Source organism: Glaciecola sp. MF2-115 (assembly GCF_047250385.1).
Taxonomy (GTDB): Bacteria; Pseudomonadota; Gammaproteobacteria; order Enterobacterales; family Alteromonadaceae; genus Glaciecola.
In genome coordinates, this window is the sequence record NZ_JBLBVM010000056.1 from 90881 (window position 1) to 116601 (window position 25721).

Below are 25721 nucleotides of genomic sequence, written 5' to 3' on the forward strand. Positions count from 1 at the left end.
GTACTTTAACAAGCTACTTTAAAAGGAAGCAAGCATGATTTTTAATTTTCGTAAGGCTAATGGCTTAACCGAAAACGATGTGACTGATGAATCCGTTTACAAAGAACGCAGAGCAATTTTAAAGACATTGGGTTACGTAGGAGCTGGCTCGCTTCTTGCGACAGCCCGAAGTGCCAATGCTGGCCCCTTTGATTGGTTTAATAGCGATGAAGCAAGCAAATTTGTGACGTCACCTCTTGATTTTACGAAAGCTAAAGCAACAAGCGATATCCTCACCCCTGAGGAGAAAGCGACGACCTACAATAACTTCTACGAGTTTGGTACCGGTAAGGGCGATCCTGTTGAAAAAGCACAAGACTTTAAAGTCAATCCATGGACGCTCAAAGTTGAAGGCCTAGTTGAGAAGCCATTAACCTTAGCTTACGAAGATTTGTTTTCTATGTTTTCTTTAGAAGAAAGGATATATCGACTTAGATGCGTTGAAGCTTGGTCGATGGTAATACCTTGGATTGGTTTCTCGTTGGCAAACATCATTAAAAAAGCGCAGCCACTTAGCAAAGCAAAATATGTGTCGTTCCAAACCCTATACGACCCAAAGCAGATGCCGGGACAATCAAGTCGCTTTATTGGTGGCGGTGTAGACTATCCTTATGTAGAAGGTTTAAGGCTTGATGAGGCAATGCAGCCACTTACGATGCTCAGTGTAGGCATGTATGGTAAGACTCTACCCCCACAAAATGGCGCCCCAATAAGACTTGTTGTTCCTTGGAAGTATGGCTTTAAAAGCATTAAATCTATCGTAAAAATTGTATTAACTGATAAACAGCCTCCTACTACTTGGCAGACACTTGCAGCGGATGAATATGGCTTCTATGCAAACGTGAATCCAAAAGTAGATCACCCTAGGTGGTCGCAAGCACGAGAAAGAAGGATCGTCAGCGGTGGTTTATTTGAACAAAATAGAATTGATACCCTCCCGTTCAATGGATATGAAGAAGTCGCTCCATTGTACAAGGGCCTAGATTTGAGAAAATTTTACTAAATGCTAGCGATGTCTAAACCAATACGCTTGCCCCATAAAGTCATGAACAGTAGCCGGTATATACTTCATGCTATTGCCAGCTCTTGGTTGATTTATGTTTTCTATCAGGGCATTACAGATAACTTAGGTGGCGATCCTGTACAAGCCCTTCTGGACTTCACAGGCATAGGTGCGCTGAACCTGCTTGTGATGAGTTTGATTATTAGCCCATTAGCCATGCAAACTAAATTTGCACAGCTCATCCCACTTCGGCGCCCTCTTGGGCTTTATGCTGCTGTTTATGCATTCGCTCATTTTTTGGTATTCGTTGCATTTGAATTGCAGTTTGAAATGAAACTTGTTCTAAACGAGATCATAGAGCGCCCCTATATTACTGTTGGCTTTCTAAATTTAATCATCTTAATTGTCTTATCCATAACATCTATCACTGTACTCAAGAAAAAAATGGGAAGTTCTTGGTTTACTTTACATAGTTTAAGCTATGTAGCCGTGATACTTGGCGGCCTGCATTACCTTTGGTTAGTGAAGTCAGCATGGTATGAACCAGCTATTTATCTAAGCTTCTCGGCGTTCTTACTTTACCTTAGGAGGCAAAAAATAAAAAAATTGTTCAAATAGTACTTGCATGTTTATTTATACAGTACTACTGTATGTATACACATAGTGGATAAACAGACAGCAGGAAATTAAAATGCAAATTCAATCAGCTAACAGTAAAACAATCAACCCTGTAGTGAATACTTTGTTCGTTGGTAAGCCAAATATGCACACCTCTGTCCAACAAGGTTCAATGAGCCATGCCTCATTTAGCGCTAAAACATTTCAATTACAAACATCTACTATGAGAAGAACTAGGTGGATTGCTCATGTATCTACATCAACAAAACTAAAAGCGTCTCATAAGCTAGTTTTAAATATTAGTCCTAGTAAAACTCTCAGCGCTTTTGATGTTATCGAACGACTACTCTTCGCAAAAACCTGTGACTGTATTTACAGTGATGAAGTCCTTCCGTTGCATCAAATTAGAATGCTAAAGCAAATGGCAATGTTTAGCGGCACTGAGTTGGAGTTTATTTGTGATAGCGTGGAATTTAATGTGAGTCAGTCTGATGAACTAGAAAAGGCCTAGCATTATAGCATTATCTGGTTTTAGCATAAGCTAGTATTAGAATTACATGGTTTTGTATTCGCTAGTAAAAGCAATAGCTAGTTTTAGCAGGTACAAGCGTATAAGAGACTAATCATACAGAAACTAAAAAACCGACGAATTGTGTTTTTAAACTTTAAGCATTTACTCTACTCTCCAACCAATTGTTTTCTTGTTTCGAAATACTTCTATAGTGCGGTTCAGCAAGCAGATTAAGGTAATCAACGGAAGTTGGAATAAATATGACAACGCAAAAATTTTCACTAATATCTAAAGCCTTATCAGCTCTACTGTTATTCTCCGTCTTACTAATTTGTGATTCCTTACTTGTCTCGTTCGTATAACCACAATTTGTTGCATTTCCTTCATTGTTCGATACACCATGAACATTCTCCAAGTTGCCGTCTTGAAGCTCGCTAGGCTGGATATCTAATTCATCATCAAAAGGCGCTTTAGGCTCTGCGCAATAAAACTGTTCCTTCGCTGCTTTGGATAATTTATTCCATTGCTCTCTTATTAGCGAAGCCGCTTCAGACTTTGATTGCTTGTTGTCAGCAGATTCAATATGACTAATAACACTGTCTGATGAAAGAATTTGGACATGACCAGAAATACGATATTGCTCCCTTGATTCAACAAAGTACCAACATATTTCAAATTTTTGCGATGAACTGCTTTCCCACTCTTTAATTTTGTCGCTTCTAATATCTGTTACTGACACAAACTTTTCAGAGTTTGCTAAGAAGCCTCTGAACACCATCGTCCTATTTTTCGGCATACCATCAGCAGTGACACTAGCTACTTGGTAAAACTTAGAATGAGATTGACCTTTATTTGAATTCAGGCTTTTATCAAGCCTGATTTTCCAATCAGGTGCTTGAAGCTTAGACATTTGGTTTTTTAACCAAAGAGAAAAGACGGTAGAAGTTTTCAGTAGTAGCTGCCGCTAATTCTGTTACTGAGATACCACGTAATTCAGCAATAAAGTATGCGACATCGACAACGTTTGCTGGCTCATTCTCTTTACCTCGGTGAGGTACTGGCGCCAACCATGGACTATCAGTTTCAATAAGTAATCGCTCAAGAGGAATCTGTTTTACGGTCTCTTGCAGCTCTTTCGCGGAGGCAAAAGTAACAATGCCTGAAATACTAATATAAAAACCCATCTCAATTGCTTCTTTCGCCATTTCAAGTGACTCGGTGAAACAATGTAAAACACCAATCGTTGAAGGATCTCTATGTTCGTTTAGTAAATTAATGGTATCTTTATGAGCATTCCTAGTATGAATGATCAAAGGTTTCTTCACCGCATTGGCAGCTTTTATGTGATCAACAAAAGAATCTTTTTGGATGTCTTTCGTTTCTTCACTATAAAAATAATCGAGCCCGGTTTCTCCTACGGCGACCACATCATCAGCTTGAACTTGAGCGAGTAGTTCTGAATACGAACAAACGTCCTCATTGTGCAGAGGATGCACACCACATGACATCGAGACATTATCAAACTTTGCAACACGAGCCTTCATATCAGAAAACTCTTTCACCGAGACGGCAACACATAGCATATGTTCCACTTTTCTTTTACTTGCTGCAGCAACGGTTTTAGCGAGCTCGCTATCGTTCTTTTTCAGTCTATCTAAATGGCAATGTGAATCTACAAACAATGATTATCTCCAAATTTTTATAATGTTCACTGCAATTAAAGCAGGCAGTGTTTCTAAGCTTTATATTTTGCTACTAAATTGATTACTGGAAACGGCTCTTAATTGCGCGAACAAGGGTGCAATAATGAGTGACTTATTCAGGCCAGGATGATGCATGCGCTTTGCTGCAAGGATACAAGCTTGATAGTTTTCGTAAGCGACTTCGCTTTCAGTACTCTTATATTTTTCAAGCCAGTGTTGAGCCAGCCATTTAGCGACTTTTGTGGCATCGGACTGCCATTTTTGGGCCGCCCTATTTGCGCTATCACTGCCATTGACGATACCTTCTTTTGTTGCCTTGAAATCATCAAAACCAAGGCTATCTGGATCTTCAAGCTCTCGTTTAAAAGTTACTGGTGATGAACCATGAGCGATTAACGCTTCTTTAGTTGGCAGCTGAATGTCAAACGCGCTTAACCATTGGCAACTTTGTTCGTAAGTCGGAGTTGGCACCGTAATTTTCTCACAGCGACTCAGAATAGTCGGTAGTAAACGTTGTAATTCATTCGTCGTCATCAGTAAATAAGTATTAGAAGTAGGTTCTTCTAAAGTCTTTAACAGTGCGTTACTAGCTGACTCAGACATTGATTCGATTTGTGGAATGATAACAACTTTATTTCCACTTAATTGCGCCGTTTGGGAAACTTTAGAAATTGCTTGCCTGATAGCATCTACACCAATTTGCGACTTCTCGGTTGTAATAATGTGTAAATCAGGATGAGAGCCTGCATCAATTAATAAACACGACTTACATGTGCCACATGCGTTTAAGTCTATATTGTTAGAATAACTGATTTCATTGGGCTGATGGTCATCACCAAACAAGCCTATATTCCCATCAACGCCAACATTAACACTGGCATCAACATTCGTTTTTATCTGACTATTAGTTACCGTCTTACACAATAAAGCTTTTGCTAATTCCTGACATAGATTGGTTTTACCTAAATCAACTGGTCCCATAAACAACAAACCATGATGCAGTTTGTCATCCTGATAGCGTTTTAAGAGTGTTTCAAAAGCTGACTGTAACCATGGATACATTATGTCTTTCCTGCACTGTTGGCTTTGCCAGTTGGGTTTGAAGATTTCTGAGTGTTGAACCACGACTCCAATGCACTAACGACATCAGCATGAACTGCTTCCATCGTTTGCATGGAATCAATTTGTATTGCTTTATCAGATGCTTCAACAATCATTTTGTAGGTTTTACGCGCTTGCTCGAAGAAGTTTAGGCCTGATAGTTCAATCCGATCTAGTTCGCCGCGTCCTCTCGCTCTCGCAAGCCCTTCACTCGGTTCAACATCAAGATACAAGACTAAATCTGGCTCAAAGCTACCTAAGGTCATTTTTCTTAGAGTTGTCAGTACCTCCAAATCAATCCCTCTTCCGCCGCCTTGATAAGCGAGCGATGACATATCATGTCTATCACCAATAACCCATTTATTGCTCTTTAATGCTGGTTGAATTACGTTTCTAACTAACTGGCTGCGCGCTGCATACATAAGCAGTAACTCAGTTTCTTGAGTTACCTCTTCATCCCATGTTTGTTTTACGCAATCTCTGATGGCTTCAGCCATTGGCGTACCACCAGGCTCACGCACACACTCAACACCGAGGCCTTTACCTTCTAAGAAAGCTTTGATTAATGCGATCACAGAGCTCTTTCCAGCTCCCTCTAAACCCTCGACAACAATAAATGATGGGTTCATTATTTTCCTTTTTTCAATTGAAATTGGCGAACGGCAGCATTGTGTTCAGCCAACGTTTCTGAGAATTGGTGAGTGCCATCACCACGTGCAACAAAATATACAGCCTCAGTCATTTCTGGTTGCGCGGCAGCATTTATAGATGCTGGACCTGCCATTGCGATTGGAGTAATGGGCAAACCCTTAATAACATAAGTATTATAAGCCGTTTTTTCACGCAAGTGCTTGCGCGTTAAATTGCCATCAAAGCTTTCACCTATGCCGTAGATGACTGTTGGATCTGTTTGCAAGCGCATATTGCGTTTCAATCTATTATCAAAAACACCCGATATCAATCCACGCTCGCTCTCAACAGCTGTTTCTTTTTCAATAATAGAAGCCATTATTAACATTTCGTAAGGTGTTTTATAAGCAGTGTCTAAATATCGGTTTTGCCATGCCTCACTTATAACTTTCTGCATACTATTGTATGCTCGCTGAATAATCTGCGAAGCCTTAGTTTCGTAATCAAAGAAATACGTGTTCGCCAGCAAGCAACCTTCTAGTGCACGATATTGGTTATTACAAAAAGATGCATTAGTACCGTCATTTGTGTCTGATGGGGTGTTAACTATTTGCTCGTACAGTGCGTCTGTCGTGCTTATATCATAAACAATCGCCCTGTTGTCTTTTAATGCGTTCAACCACTGTTTTAAAGTCAAGCCTTCTATCAGCGTAATTGAAAACTGCCTGACTTTACCTGCTGATATATCGCTGAAAATATTTTCTAGGCTAGTGCCGGTGCGGAATTCATAATATCCCTTTTTTACAACATTATATTCAGGATGCAGCTTTATCCAGAGTTTCGCTAATAATGCTTCTGAAAAAACGCCTTTTGCTTCTAACTTTCTGAGCAGTGAGTTAGCTGAGTCTCCCTTTTTCAATTGCAATACAAGAACTTCAGAGTCTATACCAGTAAACGAATTTTCGTTCCCAAACTGATCAATGTGCTGATAAAGCAAAAATGCTGAAACTCCAGTGAGTAACAGTAATGTAAACATATATAAGGCAATCTTTTTCATGATGAACTCAATGCTACTTCTTCATTAATTTTATCAGCAAAACTGCGACTCTTTTGTGTGTTCAACTGAATTACCTGCTTATTAATTTGGATGCTTTCAACAGGGACTACTTTTGTCACCGCATTACAACTAAACGCCGCTTCAACATCTTTTAATACGCTTAAGTGCATATCAGAAACTACACACACAATATTATTCCTTTGCATATAATCCACAATAAATTGCCGTGCAACACCATCGACTCCCGACTGCGTAACACTGGGAGTGTGCCATACACCATCAACAAGGTAGAAAAGATTAGATGATGTTAATTCAATTATCATTCCTCTACCATCGCTTAACACTAGGTCATCAACATTTGCATGTTTCTTTAATTCTAGTTTAGCCATCACCTGCTCTATACGGTTCAAGTGTTTAGCACCCGACAATATCGGTTGCGAGGCTAATTTAAGATCAGCAATACCAAGCTTTATCGAACTTGATAGTGGCTTTGTATAATTCTGTATGGATGGAACGAGTACCGGAAGACTATTAGAACTCGGTGCATAACCTCTGTCGCTATCGCCTCTTATGATAAGTAATTTAATGATTTGCCATTCTGTCGTCGGATTACAAAGCTTATTAGCAAAGCCCTCTGAAGCGATGTTTGTTATGACTTGTTTTAGTTCTTGCGGGCTTATCGACACATCTTCATTAAGAATATGTAATAGTTTGGCATCTCTGATTAACCTGGCTACGTGCCAATCTATCAGCTCTACACTACCCTTATTACTTAACATCGTACTAAAACAACCATCGCCATAGTTCAATGCACGATTTTTTAATGATGGACTTTCAGATAGTATGAAATTCATCTTGCTCTAACCATGAACTTAGAAGTAGTAATCAAGATTGTCCCTTTTAGCATAGCGAAAAAAAAGCCACGATAACGTGGCTTTCAATCATAACAAATTGTTGTCATTCTTAACTAGTTTTTCGTTATCAAAAACGACTAATTATGAAGTCCACTTCTTGAACAGTAACGATCCGTTCGTTCCGCCGAAGCCAAATGAGTTACATAAAGCATAGTCTGCATCAAATTTGGCTGCTTTATGGGCCACAAAGTCTAAATCGCAGCCTTCACCTGGGTTATCAAGATTGATAGTAGGTGGTGCAGTAGAGTCTCTTAATGCCAAAATTGTAAAGATGGCTTCAACTGAACCCGCGGCGCCCAGTAAATGCCCAGTCATAGATTTCGTTGAGCTCACTTTTACGTTGTAAGCATCTTCACCAAATATAGTCTTTACTGCACTCACTTCGGCTACGTCACCCGCTGGGGTCGATGTACCATGTGCATTGATGTAACCGACTTGTTTCGGCTCAACACTTGCGTCTTTAAGTGCATTTTTCATTGCTAAAGCAGCACCTTCACCATTAGCAGGAGGTGAAGTCATGTGATACGCATCACCACTCATACCGAAGCCCACTAATTCAGCATAAATTTTAGCACCACGAGCTTTCGCATGCTCATACTCTTCAAGCATGACTACGCCAGCGCCCTCGCCCATAACAAAACCATCTCTGTCCTTGTCCCAAGGGCGGCTTGCTTGCTGCTGATTTTCGTTATTTGAAGACAGCGCTCTTGCCGCACCAAAGCCAGCGATTGAAAGCGGCGTGATAGCAGCTTCAGCTCCGCCAGCTAACATACCGTCAGCGTCACCGTAAGCAATAGTGCGCGCAGCAATGCCGATGTTATGAACACCGGTAGTACATGCAGTAACAATGTTTAAATTTGGTCCTTTCAAGCCTTCCATAATCGAAATAAAGCCTGAAATCATGTTGGTAATCGTTGATGGAACAAAGAATGGAGATACTCTTCTTGGGCCACTATGAATCAGTTTGCTATGGTTTTCTTCAATCAGCTCTAAACCGCCGATACCAGAGCCAATTGCTACACCAATTCTTTCAGGGTCGACTTTCTCGATATCAATCTGTGCATCACGCAGAGCTTGCATGCCTGCAGCTATACCCAGTTGGATAAAGCGATCCATCTTTTTAGTTTCTTTTTTAGAAATATAATCTTCAGGATTGAAGTCTTTTACTTCACCTGCAAAGCGAGTTGAAAACGTTGACGCATCAAATCGAGTAATATCGGAAATACCACTATTGCCCGCTAGGATGTTGCTCCAAGTCGTATCAACATCATTACCAAGTGGGGATAGCATCCCAATACCGGTTACCACTACACGACGTTTAGTCATGATAGTCTCCATACTTTTTTGTAAAACTCAGAAATGAAAAAACGGCCCGTAAAGAGCCGTTTTTCTAAAGATTCAATTACGCGTCTTTATTAGCGTTGATGTAATCAATAGCTGATTGAACTGTTGTGATCTTCTCTGCTTCTTCATCAGGAATCTCAGTATCAAATTCTTCTTCCAAAGCCATTACTAGCTCAACTGTGTCTAAAGAGTCTGCACCTAAATCATCAACAAAAGAGGCTTCAGATTTTACTTCTTCTTCTTTTACGCCAAGTTGTTCGATAATGATTTTTCTTACACGTTCTTCGATGTTACTCATAATTTCAGGTTTCCTTTACGTACCTTATAAAAATTCTAGGGGTAGTTTATTTGCCTACCTAACTGCTTGCAAGACATTCCCGCAATAATCATTGTGGTCAAACCACAACTTTACAACAAGTTTGCTTGCTAAAACAACAACTTCTTTTTTTATTATACTAACAATTGCAGTTAAAACAATAGATTAGCACTTATGACATGTACATGCCACCATTTACATGGATCGTTTCACCGGTAATGTATCCTGCCTCATCACTGACCAAAAAACCAACAGTTGCAGCAATTTCTTTTGGGGAGCCCAAACGATTTGCTGGAATATCTTTAAAAATTGATTCTTTTTGTTCGTCCGTTAAGCTTTTTGTCATATCAGTATCAATGAAACCAGGTGATACAACGTTTACCGTAATACCACGTGAAGCAATTTCTCTCGCCATTGATTTACTAAAACCAATAACTGCAGCTTTCGCTGCCGAGTAATTCGACTGCCCTGCATTACCAGATGAACCGACTACTGAACCGATATTTACAATTCGACCATGTTTCTTCTTCATCATGCCGCGTAATACAGCTTTTGATAATTTAAAAACAGAGGTTAAATTAGTTTGAATGATGTCGTTCCACTCGTCATCCTTCATACGCATTAACAAGTTGTCTCTAGTAATACCCGCATTGTTAACTAAGATGTCGATGGCGCCATATTGTTCATTAATTTGTGACAATAGTTCAGTCATTGACGCATCATCAGTCACATTTAACACTTTTCCGCTACCGTTTTCAGCTAGGTATTCAGATATTGCATTAGCACCGTTTTCGCTTGTGGCTGTTCCAACGACCGTCGCTCCCATTGAAACTAGTTTTTCGGCAATCGCTTTACCAATACCTCGGCTTGCGCCGGTAACTAAAGCTACTTTTCCATTCAAACTTGACATATCTTTCCTTCCAACAGATAAATTATAAGTCACTTGGTTGACTAAAAGACGATAGCACCAAGCTCTTGTTTATTCTTTTATTTAAACCCGATAGTACTTTACCAGGCCCTACTTCAATGATGTCTGTTACGCCTTGATCACTTAAAAATAATACAGACTCAGTCCAACGTACTGGCAGGTATAATTGGCGTAATAGCGCGTCTTTTATGCTTTCAGCGCTATGCTCAACATTCACGTCTACATTGTTCACAACGCTAATCGACGGTTTGCTGAATGTCACGTTTTCAAAAAGCTCACCTAGCTTTTCTGCAGCTGGTTTCATTAATGCACAATGAGAAGGCACACTTACAGCTAAAGGCAGCGCTCTTTTTGCACCAGCTTCTTTACAGAGTGCACCAGCTTTATCGGTTGCTTCGGTTTGCCCAGCTATGACAACTTGCCCGGGAGAGTTAAAATTCACCGCGGCTACAACTTGACCTAGCTCTTGCGATACTTGTTGACAGATTTCGATAATTCGAGCGTCGTCCAAGCCAATTATTGCATACATCGCACCTGTTCCAGCTGGCACTGCTTGTTGCATAAATTCGCCACGCGCTCGCACAACTTTAACTGCGTCAGCTAATGAAAAGACACCAGCGCAGGTTAAAGCTGAGTATTCGCCAAGACTATGTCCAGCTAAAAATGCTGGCTCGATGTCTTTTTCAGACTTCAATACTTTCCATGCTGCGACACTCGCAGTCAGTAAAGCGGGTTGGGTAATATGAGTTTGGTTAAGTTGTGTCCCGTCGTCTTCTTGAACGAGCTTCCAAAGATCATAGCCAAGGGCATCCGATGCTTCAACAAAAGTATCTGTTACTACAGAATACTGTTCTGCCAAATCTTTTAGCATTCCAACGCTTTGTGAACCCTGACCAGGGAATACGCATGCTATTTTACTCATTTGTTTTCCTACATGTTTTAATTTTTAAATAAGTACACTCGACATAATGTGCACTTAGCGTTAAATCGTTTTTTAGTACTTTACAAGCGCCGAAGCCCAAGCGAATCCACCACCAAAAGCTTCCAATAATATGTGTTGGCCGCGTTGAATACGACCATCTCTAATTGCCGTGTCGAGCGCAGTGGGTACTGTAGCAGCCGAGGTGTTACCGTATTTTTCAAGGGTCATAACAACTTGGTCTAAGGACATATTGAGTTTCTTTGCCGTAGCTTTAATGATTCGGAAATTGGCCTGATGCGGCACCAACCAATCGATATCCGATTTCTGCAAATTATTTGCTTCAAGTGTTTCGATCACAATTTGACTCAGTTTAGTCACAGCAACCTTAAATACTTCATTGCCCTTCATCGAGCCCCAGTTTTCATGCACAGATAATTCATCGCCACGCGTTGGGTTACCAACTTGCAATAAATCTCCATATGAACCAGCAGCATTGATGTGAGTAGATAGTATTCCAGGCTCCTCACTCGCTTCGATAATCGTTGCTCCTGCCGCATCGCCGAATAGAATGACCATTGAGCGATCTGCTGGGTCGATAAGTCTACTTAAGCAATCGGTACCTATTACCAGAATGCGTTTAGCCATACCACTTTTAATATATTGATCAGCTACGCTCAGTGCATAACAGTAACCGGCACATGCCGCTGCCACGTCAAAAGCTGGAATGTTATCAACATTAAGAATCTTTTGAATTTCGCACGCAGTGCTTGGTAAAGAATAACGACCACTCGTCGTTGCGCATACGATCATATCAAGATCTCGCGCTTCAATACCGGCTGCCTCTAATGCTTTGATGGATGCCTCAGCGCCCATTGTTGCCGCAGTTTCGTGTTCACCAATAATACGGCGTTCTCTAATACCTGTACGATCTGTAATCCACTCATCTGAGGTATCGACCATTTTCTCTAAATCTGCGTTTGAACGCACATCGGTCGGATAATAACTTCCCGTTCCTATAAATCGTGAATACATCTATTAATGCTCCATCAAGACTGATTCGATTTTTGTTTTTATTTTGTCTGGTACCGCATTTTCTGCTTCCTCATAGGCTTGTTTTATTGCATAAAAACAAGCATCAGCAGAAGCATTTCCGTGACTCTTAACGACTATTCCGCGCAATCCTATCAGACTGGCGCCGTTATACTGGTCGGGGTTCATGCGTTGATAGAGCTTTTTTAACAAAGGAAGTGCTAATTTGCTCAATAATCGGGCAAAAAGTGTTTCTGTAGTGGCTTGCTTGATTTCATTGATAACTAACTTTGCAATACCTTCACTGGATTTAAGCGCAATATTGCCAGTAAAACCGTCTGTTACTACAACGTCGGCCTCACCTGAAAAAATTTGATCGCCTTCAACATAGCCAATGTAATTAATACTATCACTGTCCCGCAGCAACTGGTCAGCGTGTTTGACAAGGGTATTTCCTTTAATATCCTCTTCACCCACATTCAACAAGGCAACCTTTGGTGCCTTTATGTGTGAGCATGTTTCTGCTAATACAGAACCCATAACGGCATATTGAAATAAGGCTTCGGCGTCACAATTGACCGATGCGCCTAAATCTAAAAATAATACTTTCTTGCCTTGCCCTCTGGGAAGCCATGAAATTAATGCTGGGCGAGAAATACCAGGCAAGGTTTTCAGAACATAAAAGGCCATTGCCATCAAAGCACCTGTATTTCCGGAGCTCACACATGCCTGTGCCTCACCCGACTTCACTAAATTAATAGCTTGACGCATGGATGAATGTTTCTTTTGTCGCAATGCGGTAGTGGGTTTGTCACTCATCGTGACGACTTCATCACATTCGACAAAATCTACGCGAGCAAATGTTTTAGCATCAAGGCTTGACTTGAAATCTAGATATTCGCTTGGATGACCACAAATCGTTAGATGTAGTTTGGGATATATTTGAAGGGATTTTTCAGCAGCAGACAAAAGAACATGGGGGCCGTGATCGCCCCCCATGATATCTAATGCAATTTTTACGTTAGACAATTTATATAGCCGAATTAATCAGCAATAACTTTCTTGCCTTTGTAGAAACCGTCCGCCGTCACATGGTGACGAAGGTGAGTTTCACCAGACGTTTGATCAACTGATAAAGTTGCGCCTGTTAATGCATCGTGCGAACGACGCGTGCCACGTTTTGCACGAGCCTTCTTACTTTTCTGTACAGCCATAGGTTTTACTCCTAGTCTCGCTTAAGCTCTTTTAAAACCGCAAATGGGTTTTTACGCTCTTGTTCCGGTTCGATTATTCCGAATGTCATATCATCAGGCCCTACGCTGCAATTTTCTTCTGCATGAAGTGCAACAATAGGTAGTGACAAAATCAACTCGTCTTCTATTAACTGAAGAAAATCGACTTCTCCGTGGTCATTGACCTCTACCGGTTCAAAAGTTTCTGGTAACTCTTCCTCTGCTTCAGTGCCCTGCACAGGACTAAAACAATACTCAACGTTAATTGAGTGAGAAAATTCATGGTTACATCTCTGGCAAAGTAATTTTACCTGTGTTTTTGCTGTTCCTTGGAAATAAGTAAGACTCTGCGCGTCTTTTAAAAACTCAACATCCACGGAAACAGTGTCGTCACAAGAAATAACTGACCCAACAAATCGCTCCATTAAAGAGGTAGGATAAACGCCAACATAAGTTGAACGTTTCATCGCACTTTTCAGTGGATCTATTAGTCGGGGTAGTTTCACTTTATCCATAGCGCGCGCATTCTAATGGTTTACATGCTGTGAGTCAAAGATTTTAGACGGATGTGTGTAAATATAGTTAGAATAGCTCTATCCGTATGAAATATTTAGGCTTAGCTGAAAAATGCGCACGAAATCTCATTACTTGATATTAGCATCTTCCTCTCCATATCGACAGGAACAACTCAAAAAACTAGGAGTAAGCTTTGATGCTATTAGTCCTGATATCGACGAAACCAGGCAAGTTGGTGAAACCCCAGCACAACTTGTTGAGCGGCTTAGCTTAGAAAAAGCTCAAAAGATCCAAAGTCAGTACCCAACTGCGATTGTTGTCGGCTCTGACCAAGTTGCTTATATAAAGGAAGAAACGAGCGACTCTGATTTACGAGATATTGAAGTACTAAGCAAGCCCCATACGATTGCGAATGCTAGAGCTCAACTGTTGAAGTGCTCAGGGAAGTCAGTTCGCTTTGTAACGGGTCTGTGTTGTCTTTCGCCACAAAATGAAGCTCAAGTTATTTCTGAATATGTTGATGTCAGTTTTAGGGTGTTAAGCAGTTCAGAAATTAATAACTACATTGATATTGAGAAACCACTCGATTGTGCAGGCAGTTTTAAAGTAGAAGGTTTGGGTATTACCTTATTTGAAAAGGTTGAATCAAGCGACCCGAATACCTTAATAGGACTTCCAATAATCGCTTTGAATAAAATGTTAATTAAAACTGGCTACAATATTCTATTGAATTGACGCTTAAGCGTTCGATAATTGAAATATTAACTCGTCGACTCGTTGACTCGTTGACTACATCAAGTAAGTTCAAACTTTGGTGTGCATTAAGCAATCAGTCTTCTTATACAAAAGATTTCATCATATCAAACGAATCGATAATGCTTAGAGGTTTGTGTGCTAGTAAGTTTTCTTTACTATGAACGCCGTATGAAACTGCTACACGTGGCATTCCAATATTCTCAGCCATTTGCATATCATAAACTGTATCACCAACCATAAGCGCTTGTTCGGGTTCTATTTGCCACTCGTTAAGTATTTGAATTAGCATATCTGAACTCGGCTTAGATTCAGCTTCATCCGCACAGCGAGACAATTCAAAAAAATGTTTGGTATTGGTTTTTTCCCAAGCTCTCTCTAAGCCTCGCCTCGCCTTTCCGGTTGCTACCGCTAATCTCGCATTTTGTTTGAGATGAGATAGTGTCTGCGCAGCGTTTGCAAACAATGGACAAGGTGTTTGGTCTGACGCCATAAACACGCTCTTATAGTGAGTCACTATTTCGTCAGCTTTTGTGTCATTAACCTTAAAAAGCTGTTTAATAGCCGGATGCAAACTAATTCCAATAATATGCTCGACTTGGGACTGACTCGGTATCGCAATCTCTGAAAGCTGTGCTGCTTTTTGCATGCAGGAAACAATCTTGGCTGCTGAGTCCATCACCGTGCCGTCCCAATCAAAAATGATGTACTCAAATTTCATGATTTTGCTTCTCAATCAATTTTGTTAATGCCTCATCATAGTCGGCTTCAAATTTCACCCTTTCCTTTGTTACTGGGTGATTAAATGAAAGAGTCTTCGCGTGTAAAAACAGACGATTAAACTTTAACTTTTTAAGGTGTGCATCAAATTCATCATCACCATACTTACTGTCCATCGCTATAGGATGCCCTGCATGTAAACAATGCACTCGGATTTGATGTGTACGACCTGTTATCGGGCTTGCCTCGACAAGTGTGGAACGTGAAAACTTGGTTAATACTCGATAACGTGTTTCTGATGGCTTGCCATCGTCTGATACCGACACTAGTCGTTCACCACTTTTTAGTACGTTCTTACGCAATGGCGCCGTCACTTTAAAACAATCTGAAGGCCACTCACCTGCAACTAAAGCATGATAACGCTTATCAACCTGTTTGCTGCGAAGCTGTTCGTGCAAGTCTCTCAAGGCTGATCTTTTTTTAGCAATCAACAAGCAACCCGATGTATCTCGGTCCAAGCGATGCACCAATTCCAGAAATTGATGTTGAGGTCGTAATGCCCTTAATCCTTCAATGACACCAAAATTAAGCCCACTACCGCCGTGCACAGCGAGCCCAGTGGGTTTGTTAAACACAATAATGCGGTCATCTTCGAAAATGATATGACTTTCTAAAGTTGAAACACGATTAAGGTTGACGTTGTTTTGTTCTTTTACCGCCGTTCGCACCGGAGGAATGCGGACAACATCTCCTATAGCAAGCTTGTATTCAGGCTTAATTCGCTTTTTATTCACCCTCACCTCACCTTTACGCACGATCCGATAAATCATACTTTTCGGAACGCCCTTAAGTTTACTGGTAAGGAAGTTATCTATACGTTGAAATTGATTGTCTTCGTCTATCTCAACGGTTTGTACATTATTATATTCTTCATTCATTCGAACATTATATCCCACCTTTAGATTGAATACGCCTGCAAATCACTGTTTTTCTGGTTTATTTAAGCACTCTTTTACCGCCTTGCTACTTGTTTATCTGCGGAATATGAGCAATAATGCGCGCCGGTGCGAAAGTATTCATCTATTACTAACAAAACAAGCGGTCAATGACCGGTTACAAAATAGAGAAGCTAACAAATCAGCCTAGCATACCAAAGTGAGTATCCGCAGGCGATACGACACCAATTACCAACATTCAATTAAAAGTAAAAATGAATGTGCGCCTTGATAACGAGTGCTGAGATAGACATGCACTGCATTCAAAAACAAATGCAACAAGGTTAAAATTAAACAGGCAATATTAGACTGTTGAACAGATTTGAATTAACGCTAGTGAGATAATCTCATTAGTTCAAAAGATTGTAGAAGGACACCCAAACATAAAGGGTTGTTGGATTTTTTTGTACGGTGGCGGTTTATAAAAACGAATATAAACAAGCACTTGTAATTTCCAATATGGCATCAAGGACAATTTATCTCAGCCGCGAGGCTCAGTAACACAGTTAATTCAAAACTGTATCTCACAGGCTTATACCTAAACTGAGCTAGATACAATGAAAAGAATGTTAATCAATGCAACTCAATCTGAAGAGTTGCGTGTAGCCCTAGTAGACGGGCAGAAACTCTACGATTTAGATATTGAAAGCCCTGGACACGAACAAAAGAAAGCTAACATCTACAAAGGTACAATTACGAGAGTTGAGCCAAGTTTAGAAGCTGCTTTTGTTGACTATGGCGCAGATCGCCACGGTTTCCTTCCCCTCAAAGAAATTGCAAAAACTTACTTTCCCCCTGGTTATAAGCTTGAAGGTCGTCCTAATATCAAAGATGTTGTTAGAGAAGGCACACAAGTTATTGTTCAAGTTGATAAAGAAGAACGCGGCCAAAAAGGCGCAGCATTAACTACTTTTATATCACTTGCTGGTAGCTATTTAGTATTAATGCCAAACAATCCTCGTGCTGGCGGTATTTCACGCAGAATTGAAGGCGATGAAAGAACAGATCTCAAACAGTCTTTAGGCAAATTAGAACTACCTGACGGTATGGGTCTGATTGTACGTACAGCGGGTGTAGGTAAATCCTACGAAGAGCTACAGTGGGATTTAGGTGTACTAGTAAACCACTGGTCTAATATACTGAAAGCGTCAGAGTCAAAGCCTGCTCCTTTCCTAATCCATCAAGAAAGTAACGTTATCGTACGAGCTATACGTGACTATTTGCGTAGAGATATCGGCGAAATATTAATTGATAAGCAATCTATTTACGAAAAAGCACTAGCACACATTGAGCTAGTTCGTCCTGATTTCGTTAATCGCGTGAAGCTGTATCAAGCTGACGTGCCATTGTTTAGTCACTACCAAATTGAAAGCCAAATTGAATCAGCCTTCCAACGCGAAGTTCGATTACCTTCTGGCGGCTCTATCGTAATCGACCCGACAGAAGCATTAACTTCTATCGATATCAACTCAGCTAGAGCGACAAAAGGCGGTGATATTGAAGAAACTGCATTCAACACTAACTTAGAAGCTGCGGATGAAATTGCCAGACAATTGCGCCTACGCGATCTGGGTGGCTTAGTTGTCATCGATTTCATCGATATGACGCCAGTAAAACATCAACGTGAAGTTGAGAATAGAATGAAGGATGCTGTTAAACCAGACAGAGCACGCATTCAACTTGGCAGAATTTCACGCTTTGGTTTGCTTGAGATGTCTCGTCAGCGTTTACGCCCTTCTCTTGGTGAGTCTGCTTATCATGTTTGCCCTCGTTGTAGTGGTCACGGAACAGTTCGTGGAACAGAGTCTTTAGCGCTTTCAGTACTGCGTATAATTGAAGAAGAGAGTATCAAAGACAACACAGGTCAAATTGAAGCTCAATTACCTATCAATGTTGCTACGTACCTTCTAAATGAGAAGCGTCGCGCTTTAAGAAGCGTTGAAAAGCGTCACAGTGTTGAATTGCTGATTATTCCAAATCCAAACTTCGAAACGCCGCATTACGAAATAGTTCGTCGTCGTCCAGATGATAAAATTGATGATATTAGCTACAACATCGAACTAGCTGAAGTGCCACAAACAAGGGCGGATACAACTGCACCTAAAGTTGTGAAGAAAGAAGAACCTGCACTTTCTGGTATGTCAGCTCCAGCACAAGCGGCTCCAAGCCCTGCTCCTGCTGCAGCTGAAAAAGCTGAAAAAACGACTCCGTCTATTATTGCTAAAGCAGTAGCATGGATGAAATCTCTGTTTGAAGAAGAAGTAAAAGAGCCTGAGAAGCCTGTTCAGCGTCGTAATAACAATCGTAACAGAAATCAAAACAAACGCAGAAATAACCCGCGCGGTAATCGTCAAGACAGTAATCGTACAGATAAATCTGCAGATAATTCACAGCGTCAGGATAAGGCTCAAGGGGAACGTCCTAATAGCCGCAAGCGCCGTAACACGAATGATCGTAGTGATCAGCAGAGAAATGCTTCGCGCAAGACCTCGCCTGAGTTACAAGATGACAAGGTTGAAGCGGTAGAAGAAAGTTCAACGCCGAAGCCAGCTGCGAAGAAAAGAGCGCCAGCTGAACGCAGAAAGCGCAGAGATAACAAACGAAGCGTACGTGTAAATGACGACTCACCAGAGCCAGCACCGGGTAATCAAGCTGAATCAAGCCCCGTTCGTGATGTTAAATCTCAGCCTGTTGAAGAGAAAGCAATTGCTGAAAAAGCTGTTGATGAAGTATCTGCAGATCTTGTTTCAACCAATGAAACTAATGAAAGCAACGCATCAAAAGGCGAAAACGACGCTCCTCGAGGTAGAGGTCGCCGTTCACCTAGACATGTTAGAGCTGCAGGTCAACGTCGCAAAAAAGATAAGGATGAGCAAACTGCAAATGACTCTGCTGATGCGGTTAATTCTGGTCAAGATGAATTACAGTTTGATGAACCTGAATCGAAAAATGTAGCGTCAACGGCGGAAGCAACAGAAGTAACAAGCTCCCCTGCAGAACCTGAAGCATCAAAAGTTGAGCCTGTTCAAAAAGAAATTAAATTGGATGCCGCTGCTAGTGACGAAACTGTTACTAATGAGGAAACGGCTGCTTCTGAAGAAGCTGTTACCACTAAGAAAGCTGCTGCTAAGCCAAAGCCAAGAGCCAAAGCTAAGGCAAAGAAAACTACAGAAGCTGTTGAAGAGACAACAACGACGAAAGAAGTTGAGGTTGAAGCGCAAGCGAAGACTGCCGACTCTAAAGCGACTCCTGTAGCTGCGCCTGCAGAGGCCGTTGAAGCTAAAAAGTTTACGCCTTACGTCAAGGTTGCAATGAAGCCAGTTTCTCACCCTATGACAACACCAGCAAAAGTAGAAATGCCTACCGAAACTGAAGTTGTTACTGCAATTAGTGATGAAGCACGTGGTAGCTATGAGTTCGCCGGTAAATCGGCAGCAGTAGCTAACTCAAAGTCACAAGCTAGCTCACCTATGAAGAAACCTTCTTCGGTAGAGTAAAGCTAAAAAGTAAGATGCAAAAAAGCAGAATCTTTTGATTCTGCTTTTTTTATGCCCAAATCCCCAACCACTCGTTATTCTTGCGAAGGCAATAACCTCCAACCACCCTCATCGTCATTCTTGCGAAGGCAAGAACCTTCAACCAACCGCACTGCATCAGCAAATAGATTTAGAATAATTTTGTAAAAGACTAATGATTTCCTCTTCCAGACCATCATGAACTACTATTAATCTTCCTCTAGCACTATCGTACATAATCAGTGAGCCTCTAATAGTGGGCGATAAATAGTGGACTAATATGGAACGGAGCGAACCGCCGGCTGTTTTAGCCCTGTTGATTTGCTTGCGATGTAACTACTTCACCGCTATGTGAACTTCAATTTGATTTCCATTTGGGTAATACTCAAAGTCTGTTGTATAGAGCCTTTCATATTCTTCTTTGCCGCTAGAAAAGTAATTCCAAACTTCTGTCCAAGCATCTATGGCTATTTGAGGCATCTCGCCTTTATGCGTAAATACAAGATATTTTGCTCTAGGAATCGTTAACTTTTCTAGGCTTATGTTTGATGGAAAATTCGTACCGTCAAAACCTGCAAGTACATTAAACTGCCCAGTATGATCTGATTCATAGTCTGAATATACACCATATACTCGTTCGCCATTTTTATAATCTACAGGAACAGATTCATCAAAAGTTTGCCATAAAGCACCTATCTTGCCTTTGTTCGGATCCATTTCAGTTGCATTGTCAGTTCTGGTACTCAATCCATTTATAGTTTTTTCTGAAACAAACCTTAATTCCATCTTAGTACTCTCCTAGTTACATAACGTTGAGCTAACGAAAAAAATGCGTTTCTAATATACGGCGTAAGCACTGTGTTTTTGTCCCAGTGGCCGCAGGTAATGATTTAAGCGCTTTGTTATATGCCATTTGCTGATTCAGTGCTCGGAGCCAGAGTTACTTTTCTCGTTCTGCCGCTCTAAAATTTGGGATACTTTTTCTTTTTCCCATTCTTCACCAAATGGTTGAAATACAATAAAGGCATAACCAGCAATAATCATACAAAAAGACAAGAATACAACAATTAAAGAACCTAAGTTTTCTCCCTCGTTGTAGTTGGGAAGCATTAAAAAGACAAAGACCGCAATTAGAAGTGCAGAGAGTGCGTACAAGTACTTTATAGATTTAATTTTCTCTATCGCTTTATTTTGCTGAGACTGAGTTTCGCTTGTATGCTCTTCCTCTTTTAAAAGCGTGTGTTTTTCAGATTCTATAACCCTTACAAGTTCATCTGTTGAAATTTCAAAAACCGCTGCTAAAGCCTTTAGAGTTTCAGTTCCTACACTTTGTCCTTTTTCTACTCTTTGAATTGTCCGCACATTCAAATCGCTGAGTTGAGCCAACTCTTCTTGAGACCAGCATTTTTTCAGTCTTAGTGATTTCACAATTTTCGCCTTTCCTCGTTAAATTTTAATCTACTATATACCACGGATGCGCTGTCGGTAATGACAAATAGACGACTAACAACTGACAGTGATCAAATCTACATTTGGCATATGCCACTAATCACTGCCCCCAGCAGCACCTGTATCAATACTGTCACGTGCACCGCCACCGAAATTTTTATGGGCTTTAGTTGGAGCATCTTGACTACGTCTTAACATCCACACACCAAGACCCGCAAAAATGGGAATTAACCAGACAATTAGAATTTGTGCACTTTTTTGAAAGCCTTCCAAGTCATCTCTACGAATTAAGAATATCGAAACTGCAATATTTATTAATAAAGCAATCCCAATTAATAAGTACCAAATTTCAACTTCCATTTAAATTCCCTGTGGCATGTAATGCCCGCATTTGCGGCTGGTTTGGAGCGCAGCGGAAAACCAGTCCAACAACATGCGCTTGTTATACCTATCGTAGCCTCGATTGCCGGCGTAATGATTCAACTGCAAAAACAATAGAGTCACTTTTAGATTCCTTGCTCGACCAGTCACACCAAAAGTCTTTAGTTGCACTAGCGGGCTCTAAATTTGGCTTATTCAACTTTATACGTGATGGCAACAATACCGCATCTCCTAGCACAACAGCCTCGCCAGTATCTAATATAGGTAAGACAGATGTAAGAGAACTTAATGAATCAGGCATCATTTTGTGGACGACCTGCTGATCTTGTGGGTTACTTAACCTCAATGCTATAAGGTTGTTACATTGGCTCAAAATAGTTCGACTAACATCTGAAGGTCGTTGACTAACAACAAATAGCGACACACCATACTTTCTGCCTTCTTTAGCTACTTTTTCAAAAGTATCTAAAGCGATCTTTGAGTCACCATCGCTAACATCTTTTGTTGGTAAATATATATGTGCTTCATCGCACACAAAGGTGATAGGAGTTCGGTCTTCTTCTGCTCGCCAAAATTGTACGTTATACAAAAACCTAGTCAATACGCCGATTACTATTGGTAATATGTCAGAAGGCACTTCTGAGAAGTCTATAACCTTTATGCCAAGTGAGTCCGTTTTTGTTTCCATAAATTGGTTAGCATAAGTAGCTAACCATTCGTACTCATTTGCTCCCTCAGGAGATTCAAACAAAAACGAATTTCTCTTATCCTCTATTTTAGTCTCTAAACGACCTATAAATCTTGTTAACTTACCGTTCCAATCACCCTTCACCTCTGTCTTTCCATTTGCGCCTAATTTCATGCCATTATCATCGGCAGAAAGTCGATCTAAAAGATCGCGAATTGGATATGGAATAGGTGAATCAATCGTTAACCCATTAGCAAGTTCTTTAAGATCATTATCAACTAAGTATTGTTGCTTCAACTCTCTAACATGGTGAGTAAATCGAGATGACTGATTAGGCGCGTTATTATCAGAGCGGTCTAAAAGCAAAGCCAACATTTCATCTTTGTTAAGCAACCAGTGTGGAACAAATACAGAGCTAGAAATTTTATTTTCTATGTCAGCAGGCCCAGCTATTTTGTAATATTCTGCAATTGGCTCTTTTCCATCTTCAACACCTTCTCCAGTTAGAGTTTTATATTCACCATGAAGATCAAAAAGAACAATATTTGTATGCTCTAATTTTGCTGCTTGCTCTAGCAGAGATGCTACCGTCCAGCTTTTCCCTGAACCCGTACTACCAAGAAGAGCAGCGTGCCGTTGAAAAAGCTTGTCGCCATTTGCAACAGCTTTAGATTGAGTGTTCCCGTAAGTTCCAAGTACTAATTGAATGTCCTCTGGAGTGTCACTAGCAACAACTGACATCAAGCTTTCAAGACTTTCTTCTTTTATTAAATAAACCTGTTTATCTACTCTTGGGAAGTACTTTGCCCCGCGCTTGAATATTTGACGCCTATCTCCTAGAACCTCCCAGTAAGTACCGATCAGCGCAACTTGAACAACGTCATGATCAACAACAGCATCAAAATCTTCCTCTTCACTATCTTCAATCTCTGGATCTATTAATATTGGATTACCGACACTGCGCTTCACTTTCTCAATAATACCAATCAAAAATTCTTGCGGTGTAGCGCCTTGGATAGCAACTAGATCTGATACGGTAAGCCTTTGAATAACTTCCGGAGACTCAGCTAATATAAGAGCACGATTTGTATCGACACTGGCCACCCTTCCTATGTAACATTCCTTTGTTGTTGATACGACATAATCTTGCGTTGTCATTTTAAAACTCCATTTATAAATTCTTTAAGTGACCACCAATTTTCATTGTGCAGAGTTTCAACTCCATCAATTCTAACTTTGGTCTCATTATCATTTCCACCAACAGAAACCAAAGTGACGTTATTTAGACTGCCGCAAATTCTAATAGCATTTGCTGTTAATACCTTGGTAATAACTAAAGCAGGAACACCTTCGCGAAGCTTATTTAACAAATGAACCTCAAGTTGTTCATCATTAAACCCGTATCCAATAATCAATATCGATTTGGCTTCTTGAATATGCCTATTTGATAATTCCCGGTGATAGTCAAAAGGGTGTTGGTATCCCTCTCTAAACTTACTTGTTCCAGGAGTAATAATTAATCTTCGAGCATTGATTTCGTAAGATGACCGTATAATGCTGCCATTGACTTCATACCAATCTAGGCTTCCATGAGGTTTAAATATTTTGGCATGTTTCTTTACCGAAACCCTGACTTCAGAACTACCTCTTAAATTTCTTTTCCTTTCGATGACTGAAATTTTATCCTTTTCACCTTCAGGATTATGTATTCCACAGTAACAACCATTGAATCCAGTGATTATGTCCAGGTTAACTGACTCACAGGCTAGCTCTATTAAGCGATCATAATTGGGCGTAACGATGATTAGTTCAATTTGATTATGTAATAATTGATCTAACAAAAGAGAAAATGACAATTGCTTTTCTTGCAGAACAACATCTTCGATTATTGATTTTTCATCTTTACCTATAAGTTTGGTAGTTTCAGAAACGATGAAGGGAACCAATTCACTTCCTTGTTTTAAAGATGCCATAGCATCTTCAAAACCTACATCTTGATCAATTAGTTCTTCTACTTGCTTCCATTCTTCTAACAGCTCCCCTTCAACAAGCTTTGGGATTTCCTCTTTCAGATGCTGAGCAAGATGCCACATTCCTGATATTCCTTCACCCAAGGATAACCCCGAGCCAATGAGTACCAAAGGGCTTTGTATAAAAAACTCTTGTAGATGCTTTTTTACTGAGTCAACGTCCAATATGTCCTCTCAACTTTAAAATAGGTATAACGCCGCATTAAGCGGTGAGTAATTGTTGGCTAAAATGTGAAGCGAAGCGGAACCGAGCCAACTGTTACGAATCCGACTTGAATGCCTTGTTAGCAGCCTAAACTACCTGAACATTTTGATATTGAACACTTGCGGCATATGCTATTGTATTTGGTGGTGTAGATGTTGTAGCAGCCCATGTAAGCATATGGGTGAATAGAGTAAACAAATTTTTATCTTTTTGCTCTACAAATGCCCAGTTATTATTCTGCGTAGCACTACCTATATTTAACTCAGGAAATGCTTTTAAACGCCAAAGAACACCTTTACCTAATACAACTATCATATCAACAAGCTTATCTGGAGATATATTTTGTTGTTGTACGTAACTTACTAACCAACCACTAATTGTACTCATATTCGCTGGACCAGCATAAGCAACCAAATAGGAAATGACTTCTTTGGGAGGTGCTCCTACCGACATACCAGAGAATGCTTGTCTAGATAGGGACTTATGTATGTTAGTTGCCCTACAAGTATTATTTAGTTCTTCTTGGGTTAATACTGATTTACTTTCAATGGTAGCCATTGCCCCTTCGACTAAATAGGCAGAGTCTGTTGTTGAATATGATATTTTGGGCATATCCCTTCTATAAATAACCACATCAGCCTGTGGTCTATAACTACCGCGAGGAGGGTTTGGCATTGAATTGGCATCGATTATTTCACCTTGACCAATTTCTAAAGTAGAAGGTAAATGTCCTTCTAAAAAGTCACGTATAAACCATTCACGAGGGCCACCTCTTAAATTTGGGTGACCTGCATTTTGTGCTGTCTTGCTTTGCGCTATGAGAACTTCTTCAATTGCATTTATATGCGAAACTAGCATGTGACTCCTTAGGCTGCTAACAGCTTATTTTGCAGACTTCATTGTAACTAACAAGTATTGTCACGCGATAAACTCTTCATAGTTATTTAATTTCAATAGCTTAACTTAAGTTTGATGGTTATTCCTACGGTTTTTTTGTGTTGTTAGATAGCATGCATCGTAATCGCACTCAGGCATTCTACATTTATCCTAATAAAACAATGACTTAAAGTGCCATCACCCCAAAATATATGTTGTTAATATGCGCGCATAGTAATATCAGTA

General features: G+C 40.4%; 27 protein-coding genes. 5 read left to right on the plus strand and 22 right to left on the minus strand.

Annotated features, from left to right (window positions below):
* Positions 1-34 precede the first annotated feature (34 nt).
* The 3 genes from msrP to ACKLNX_RS15660 all read left to right on the plus strand — a co-directional run bounded on the left by msrP (position 35) and on the right by ACKLNX_RS15660 (position 2171).
* Positions 35-1042, plus strand: coding sequence for a protein-methionine-sulfoxide reductase catalytic subunit MsrP (msrP, locus tag ACKLNX_RS15650; protein ID WP_412973024.1), 1008 nt, complete (start codon positions 35-37; stop codon positions 1040-1042).
* A 9-nt stretch (positions 1043-1051) separates the two neighbouring features.
* Entirely contained in the window at positions 1052-1660 is a 609-nt protein-coding gene (locus tag ACKLNX_RS15655; protein WP_411693775.1) for a sulfite oxidase heme-binding subunit YedZ, read from the plus strand.
* A 73-nt stretch (positions 1661-1733) separates the two neighbouring features.
* Positions 1734-2171, plus strand: coding sequence for a hypothetical protein (locus ACKLNX_RS15660; protein WP_411693774.1), 438 nt, complete (start codon positions 1734-1736; stop codon positions 2169-2171).
* 154 nt (positions 2172-2325) lie between these two features.
* Here ACKLNX_RS15660 and ACKLNX_RS15665 read toward each other — a convergent pair whose 3' ends face one another.
* The 14 genes from ACKLNX_RS15665 to yceD form a co-directional block, all read right to left on the minus strand.
* Positions 2326-3081 carry a pyridoxamine 5'-phosphate oxidase family protein gene (locus tag ACKLNX_RS15665; RefSeq protein WP_411693773.1) on the minus strand — a complete coding sequence of 252 codons (756 nt, stop codon included), beginning with the start codon at positions 3079-3081 and terminating at the stop codon, positions 2326-2328.
* Entirely contained in the window at positions 3074-3853 is a 780-nt protein-coding gene (locus ACKLNX_RS15670) for a TatD family hydrolase (RefSeq protein ID WP_411693772.1), read from the minus strand. The genes ACKLNX_RS15665 and ACKLNX_RS15670 overlap by 8 nt, the downstream gene beginning before the upstream one ends.
* A gap of 60 nt (positions 3854-3913) precedes the next feature.
* Positions 3914-4936, minus strand: a complete 1023-nt coding sequence (locus tag ACKLNX_RS15675) for an AAA family ATPase (RefSeq protein ID WP_411693771.1) — start codon at positions 4934-4936, stop codon at positions 3914-3916.
* Positions 4936-5604 carry a dTMP kinase gene (gene tmk / locus ACKLNX_RS15680; RefSeq protein ID WP_412973025.1) on the minus strand — a complete coding sequence of 223 codons (669 nt, stop codon included), beginning with the start codon at positions 5602-5604 and terminating at the stop codon, positions 4936-4938. The genes ACKLNX_RS15675 and tmk overlap by 1 nt, the downstream gene beginning before the upstream one ends.
* Positions 5604-6641: an endolytic transglycosylase MltG gene (gene mltG, locus ACKLNX_RS15685; protein WP_411693769.1), complete on the minus strand. Its 1038-nt coding sequence runs from the start codon at positions 6639-6641 to the stop codon at positions 5604-5606. Before mltG ends, tmk begins: the two co-directional genes overlap by 1 nt.
* Positions 6642-6658: 17 nt before the next feature.
* On the minus strand, positions 6659-7516 hold the full coding sequence (gene pabC, locus ACKLNX_RS15690) for an aminodeoxychorismate lyase (RefSeq protein WP_411693768.1): 858 nt from the start codon (positions 7514-7516) through the stop codon (positions 6659-6661).
* Between the two features lie 141 nt (positions 7517-7657).
* Positions 7658-8902 carry a beta-ketoacyl-ACP synthase II gene (gene fabF / locus ACKLNX_RS15695; RefSeq protein ID WP_412973026.1) on the minus strand — a complete coding sequence of 415 codons (1245 nt, stop codon included), beginning with the start codon at positions 8900-8902 and terminating at the stop codon, positions 7658-7660.
* A 76-nt stretch (positions 8903-8978) separates the two neighbouring features.
* The gene (gene acpP, locus ACKLNX_RS15700) at positions 8979-9218 is read right to left on the minus strand and encodes an acyl carrier protein (protein ID WP_014108719.1); all 240 of its coding nucleotides are present in this window, start codon (positions 9216-9218) and stop codon (positions 8979-8981) included.
* A gap of 190 nt (positions 9219-9408) precedes the next feature.
* Positions 9409-10146, minus strand: a complete 738-nt coding sequence (fabG, locus tag ACKLNX_RS15705; protein WP_412973027.1) for a 3-oxoacyl-ACP reductase FabG — start codon at positions 10144-10146, stop codon at positions 9409-9411.
* Between the two features lie 22 nt (positions 10147-10168).
* The gene (fabD, locus tag ACKLNX_RS15710; protein ID WP_412973028.1) at positions 10169-11086 is read right to left on the minus strand and encodes an ACP S-malonyltransferase; all 918 of its coding nucleotides are present in this window, start codon (positions 11084-11086) and stop codon (positions 10169-10171) included.
* A gap of 72 nt (positions 11087-11158) precedes the next feature.
* Positions 11159-12118, minus strand: coding sequence for a beta-ketoacyl-ACP synthase III (locus ACKLNX_RS15715; RefSeq protein ID WP_411693764.1), 960 nt, complete (start codon positions 12116-12118; stop codon positions 11159-11161).
* A gap of 3 nt (positions 12119-12121) precedes the next feature.
* Positions 12122-13144 carry a phosphate acyltransferase PlsX gene (plsX, locus tag ACKLNX_RS15720; RefSeq protein WP_411693763.1) on the minus strand — a complete coding sequence of 341 codons (1023 nt, stop codon included), beginning with the start codon at positions 13142-13144 and terminating at the stop codon, positions 12122-12124.
* 14 nt (positions 13145-13158) lie between these two features.
* Positions 13159-13329, minus strand: a complete 171-nt coding sequence (rpmF, locus tag ACKLNX_RS15725; RefSeq protein WP_195732563.1) for a 50S ribosomal protein L32 — start codon at positions 13327-13329, stop codon at positions 13159-13161.
* A gap of 11 nt (positions 13330-13340) precedes the next feature.
* Positions 13341-13862, minus strand: coding sequence for a 23S rRNA accumulation protein YceD (gene yceD / locus ACKLNX_RS15730; RefSeq protein WP_411693762.1), 522 nt, complete (start codon positions 13860-13862; stop codon positions 13341-13343).
* Positions 13863-13974: 112 nt separating this feature from the next.
* Between yceD and ACKLNX_RS15735 the strand changes: the two genes are divergently transcribed.
* Positions 13975-14598 carry a Maf family protein gene (locus tag ACKLNX_RS15735; RefSeq protein WP_412973029.1) on the plus strand — a complete coding sequence of 208 codons (624 nt, stop codon included), beginning with the start codon at positions 13975-13977 and terminating at the stop codon, positions 14596-14598.
* Positions 14599-14701: 103 nt separating this feature from the next.
* Here the strand turns inward: ACKLNX_RS15735 and ACKLNX_RS15740 are convergent, their stop codons facing one another.
* Positions 14702-15337, minus strand: a complete 636-nt coding sequence (locus ACKLNX_RS15740) for an HAD-IA family hydrolase (protein ID WP_412973030.1) — start codon at positions 15335-15337, stop codon at positions 14702-14704.
* Entirely contained in the window at positions 15327-16274 is a 948-nt protein-coding gene (rluC, locus tag ACKLNX_RS15745) for a 23S rRNA pseudouridine(955/2504/2580) synthase RluC (protein ID WP_411693759.1), read from the minus strand. Before rluC ends, ACKLNX_RS15740 begins: the two co-directional genes overlap by 11 nt.
* Positions 16275-16897: 623 nt before the next feature.
* Between rluC and rne the strand changes: the two genes are divergently transcribed.
* A complete protein-coding gene (gene rne, locus ACKLNX_RS15750) occupies positions 16898-19828 on the plus strand; it encodes a ribonuclease E (RefSeq protein ID WP_412973345.1) in 2931 nt (976 codons plus the stop codon).
* Between the two features lie 354 nt (positions 19829-20182).
* Here rne and ACKLNX_RS15755 read toward each other — a convergent pair whose 3' ends face one another.
* The 6 genes from ACKLNX_RS15755 to ACKLNX_RS15780 form a co-directional block, all read right to left on the minus strand.
* Positions 20183-20632 (minus strand): GyrI-like domain-containing protein, encoded by a 450-nt coding sequence (locus ACKLNX_RS15755; protein WP_411693758.1) that lies wholly within the window; start codon positions 20630-20632, stop codon positions 20183-20185.
* A gap of 135 nt (positions 20633-20767) precedes the next feature.
* Positions 20768-21274 (minus strand): helix-turn-helix domain-containing protein, encoded by a 507-nt coding sequence (locus tag ACKLNX_RS15760; RefSeq protein WP_411693757.1) that lies wholly within the window; start codon positions 21272-21274, stop codon positions 20768-20770.
* Positions 21275-21391: 117 nt separating this feature from the next.
* Positions 21392-21655 carry a hypothetical protein gene (locus ACKLNX_RS15765; RefSeq protein WP_412973031.1) on the minus strand — a complete coding sequence of 88 codons (264 nt, stop codon included), beginning with the start codon at positions 21653-21655 and terminating at the stop codon, positions 21392-21394.
* A gap of 88 nt (positions 21656-21743) precedes the next feature.
* On the minus strand, positions 21744-23522 hold the full coding sequence (locus ACKLNX_RS15770) for an ATP-binding protein (RefSeq protein ID WP_412973032.1): 1779 nt from the start codon (positions 23520-23522) through the stop codon (positions 21744-21746).
* A complete protein-coding gene (locus tag ACKLNX_RS15775; RefSeq protein ID WP_412973033.1) occupies positions 23519-24559 on the minus strand; it encodes an SIR2 family protein in 1041 nt (346 codons plus the stop codon). Before ACKLNX_RS15775 ends, ACKLNX_RS15770 begins: the two co-directional genes overlap by 4 nt.
* Before the next feature lie 127 nt (positions 24560-24686).
* The gene (locus tag ACKLNX_RS15780) at positions 24687-25457 is read right to left on the minus strand and encodes a DUF6602 domain-containing protein (RefSeq protein ID WP_411693753.1); all 771 of its coding nucleotides are present in this window, start codon (positions 25455-25457) and stop codon (positions 24687-24689) included.
* Between the last annotated feature and the right edge of the window lie 264 nt (positions 25458-25721).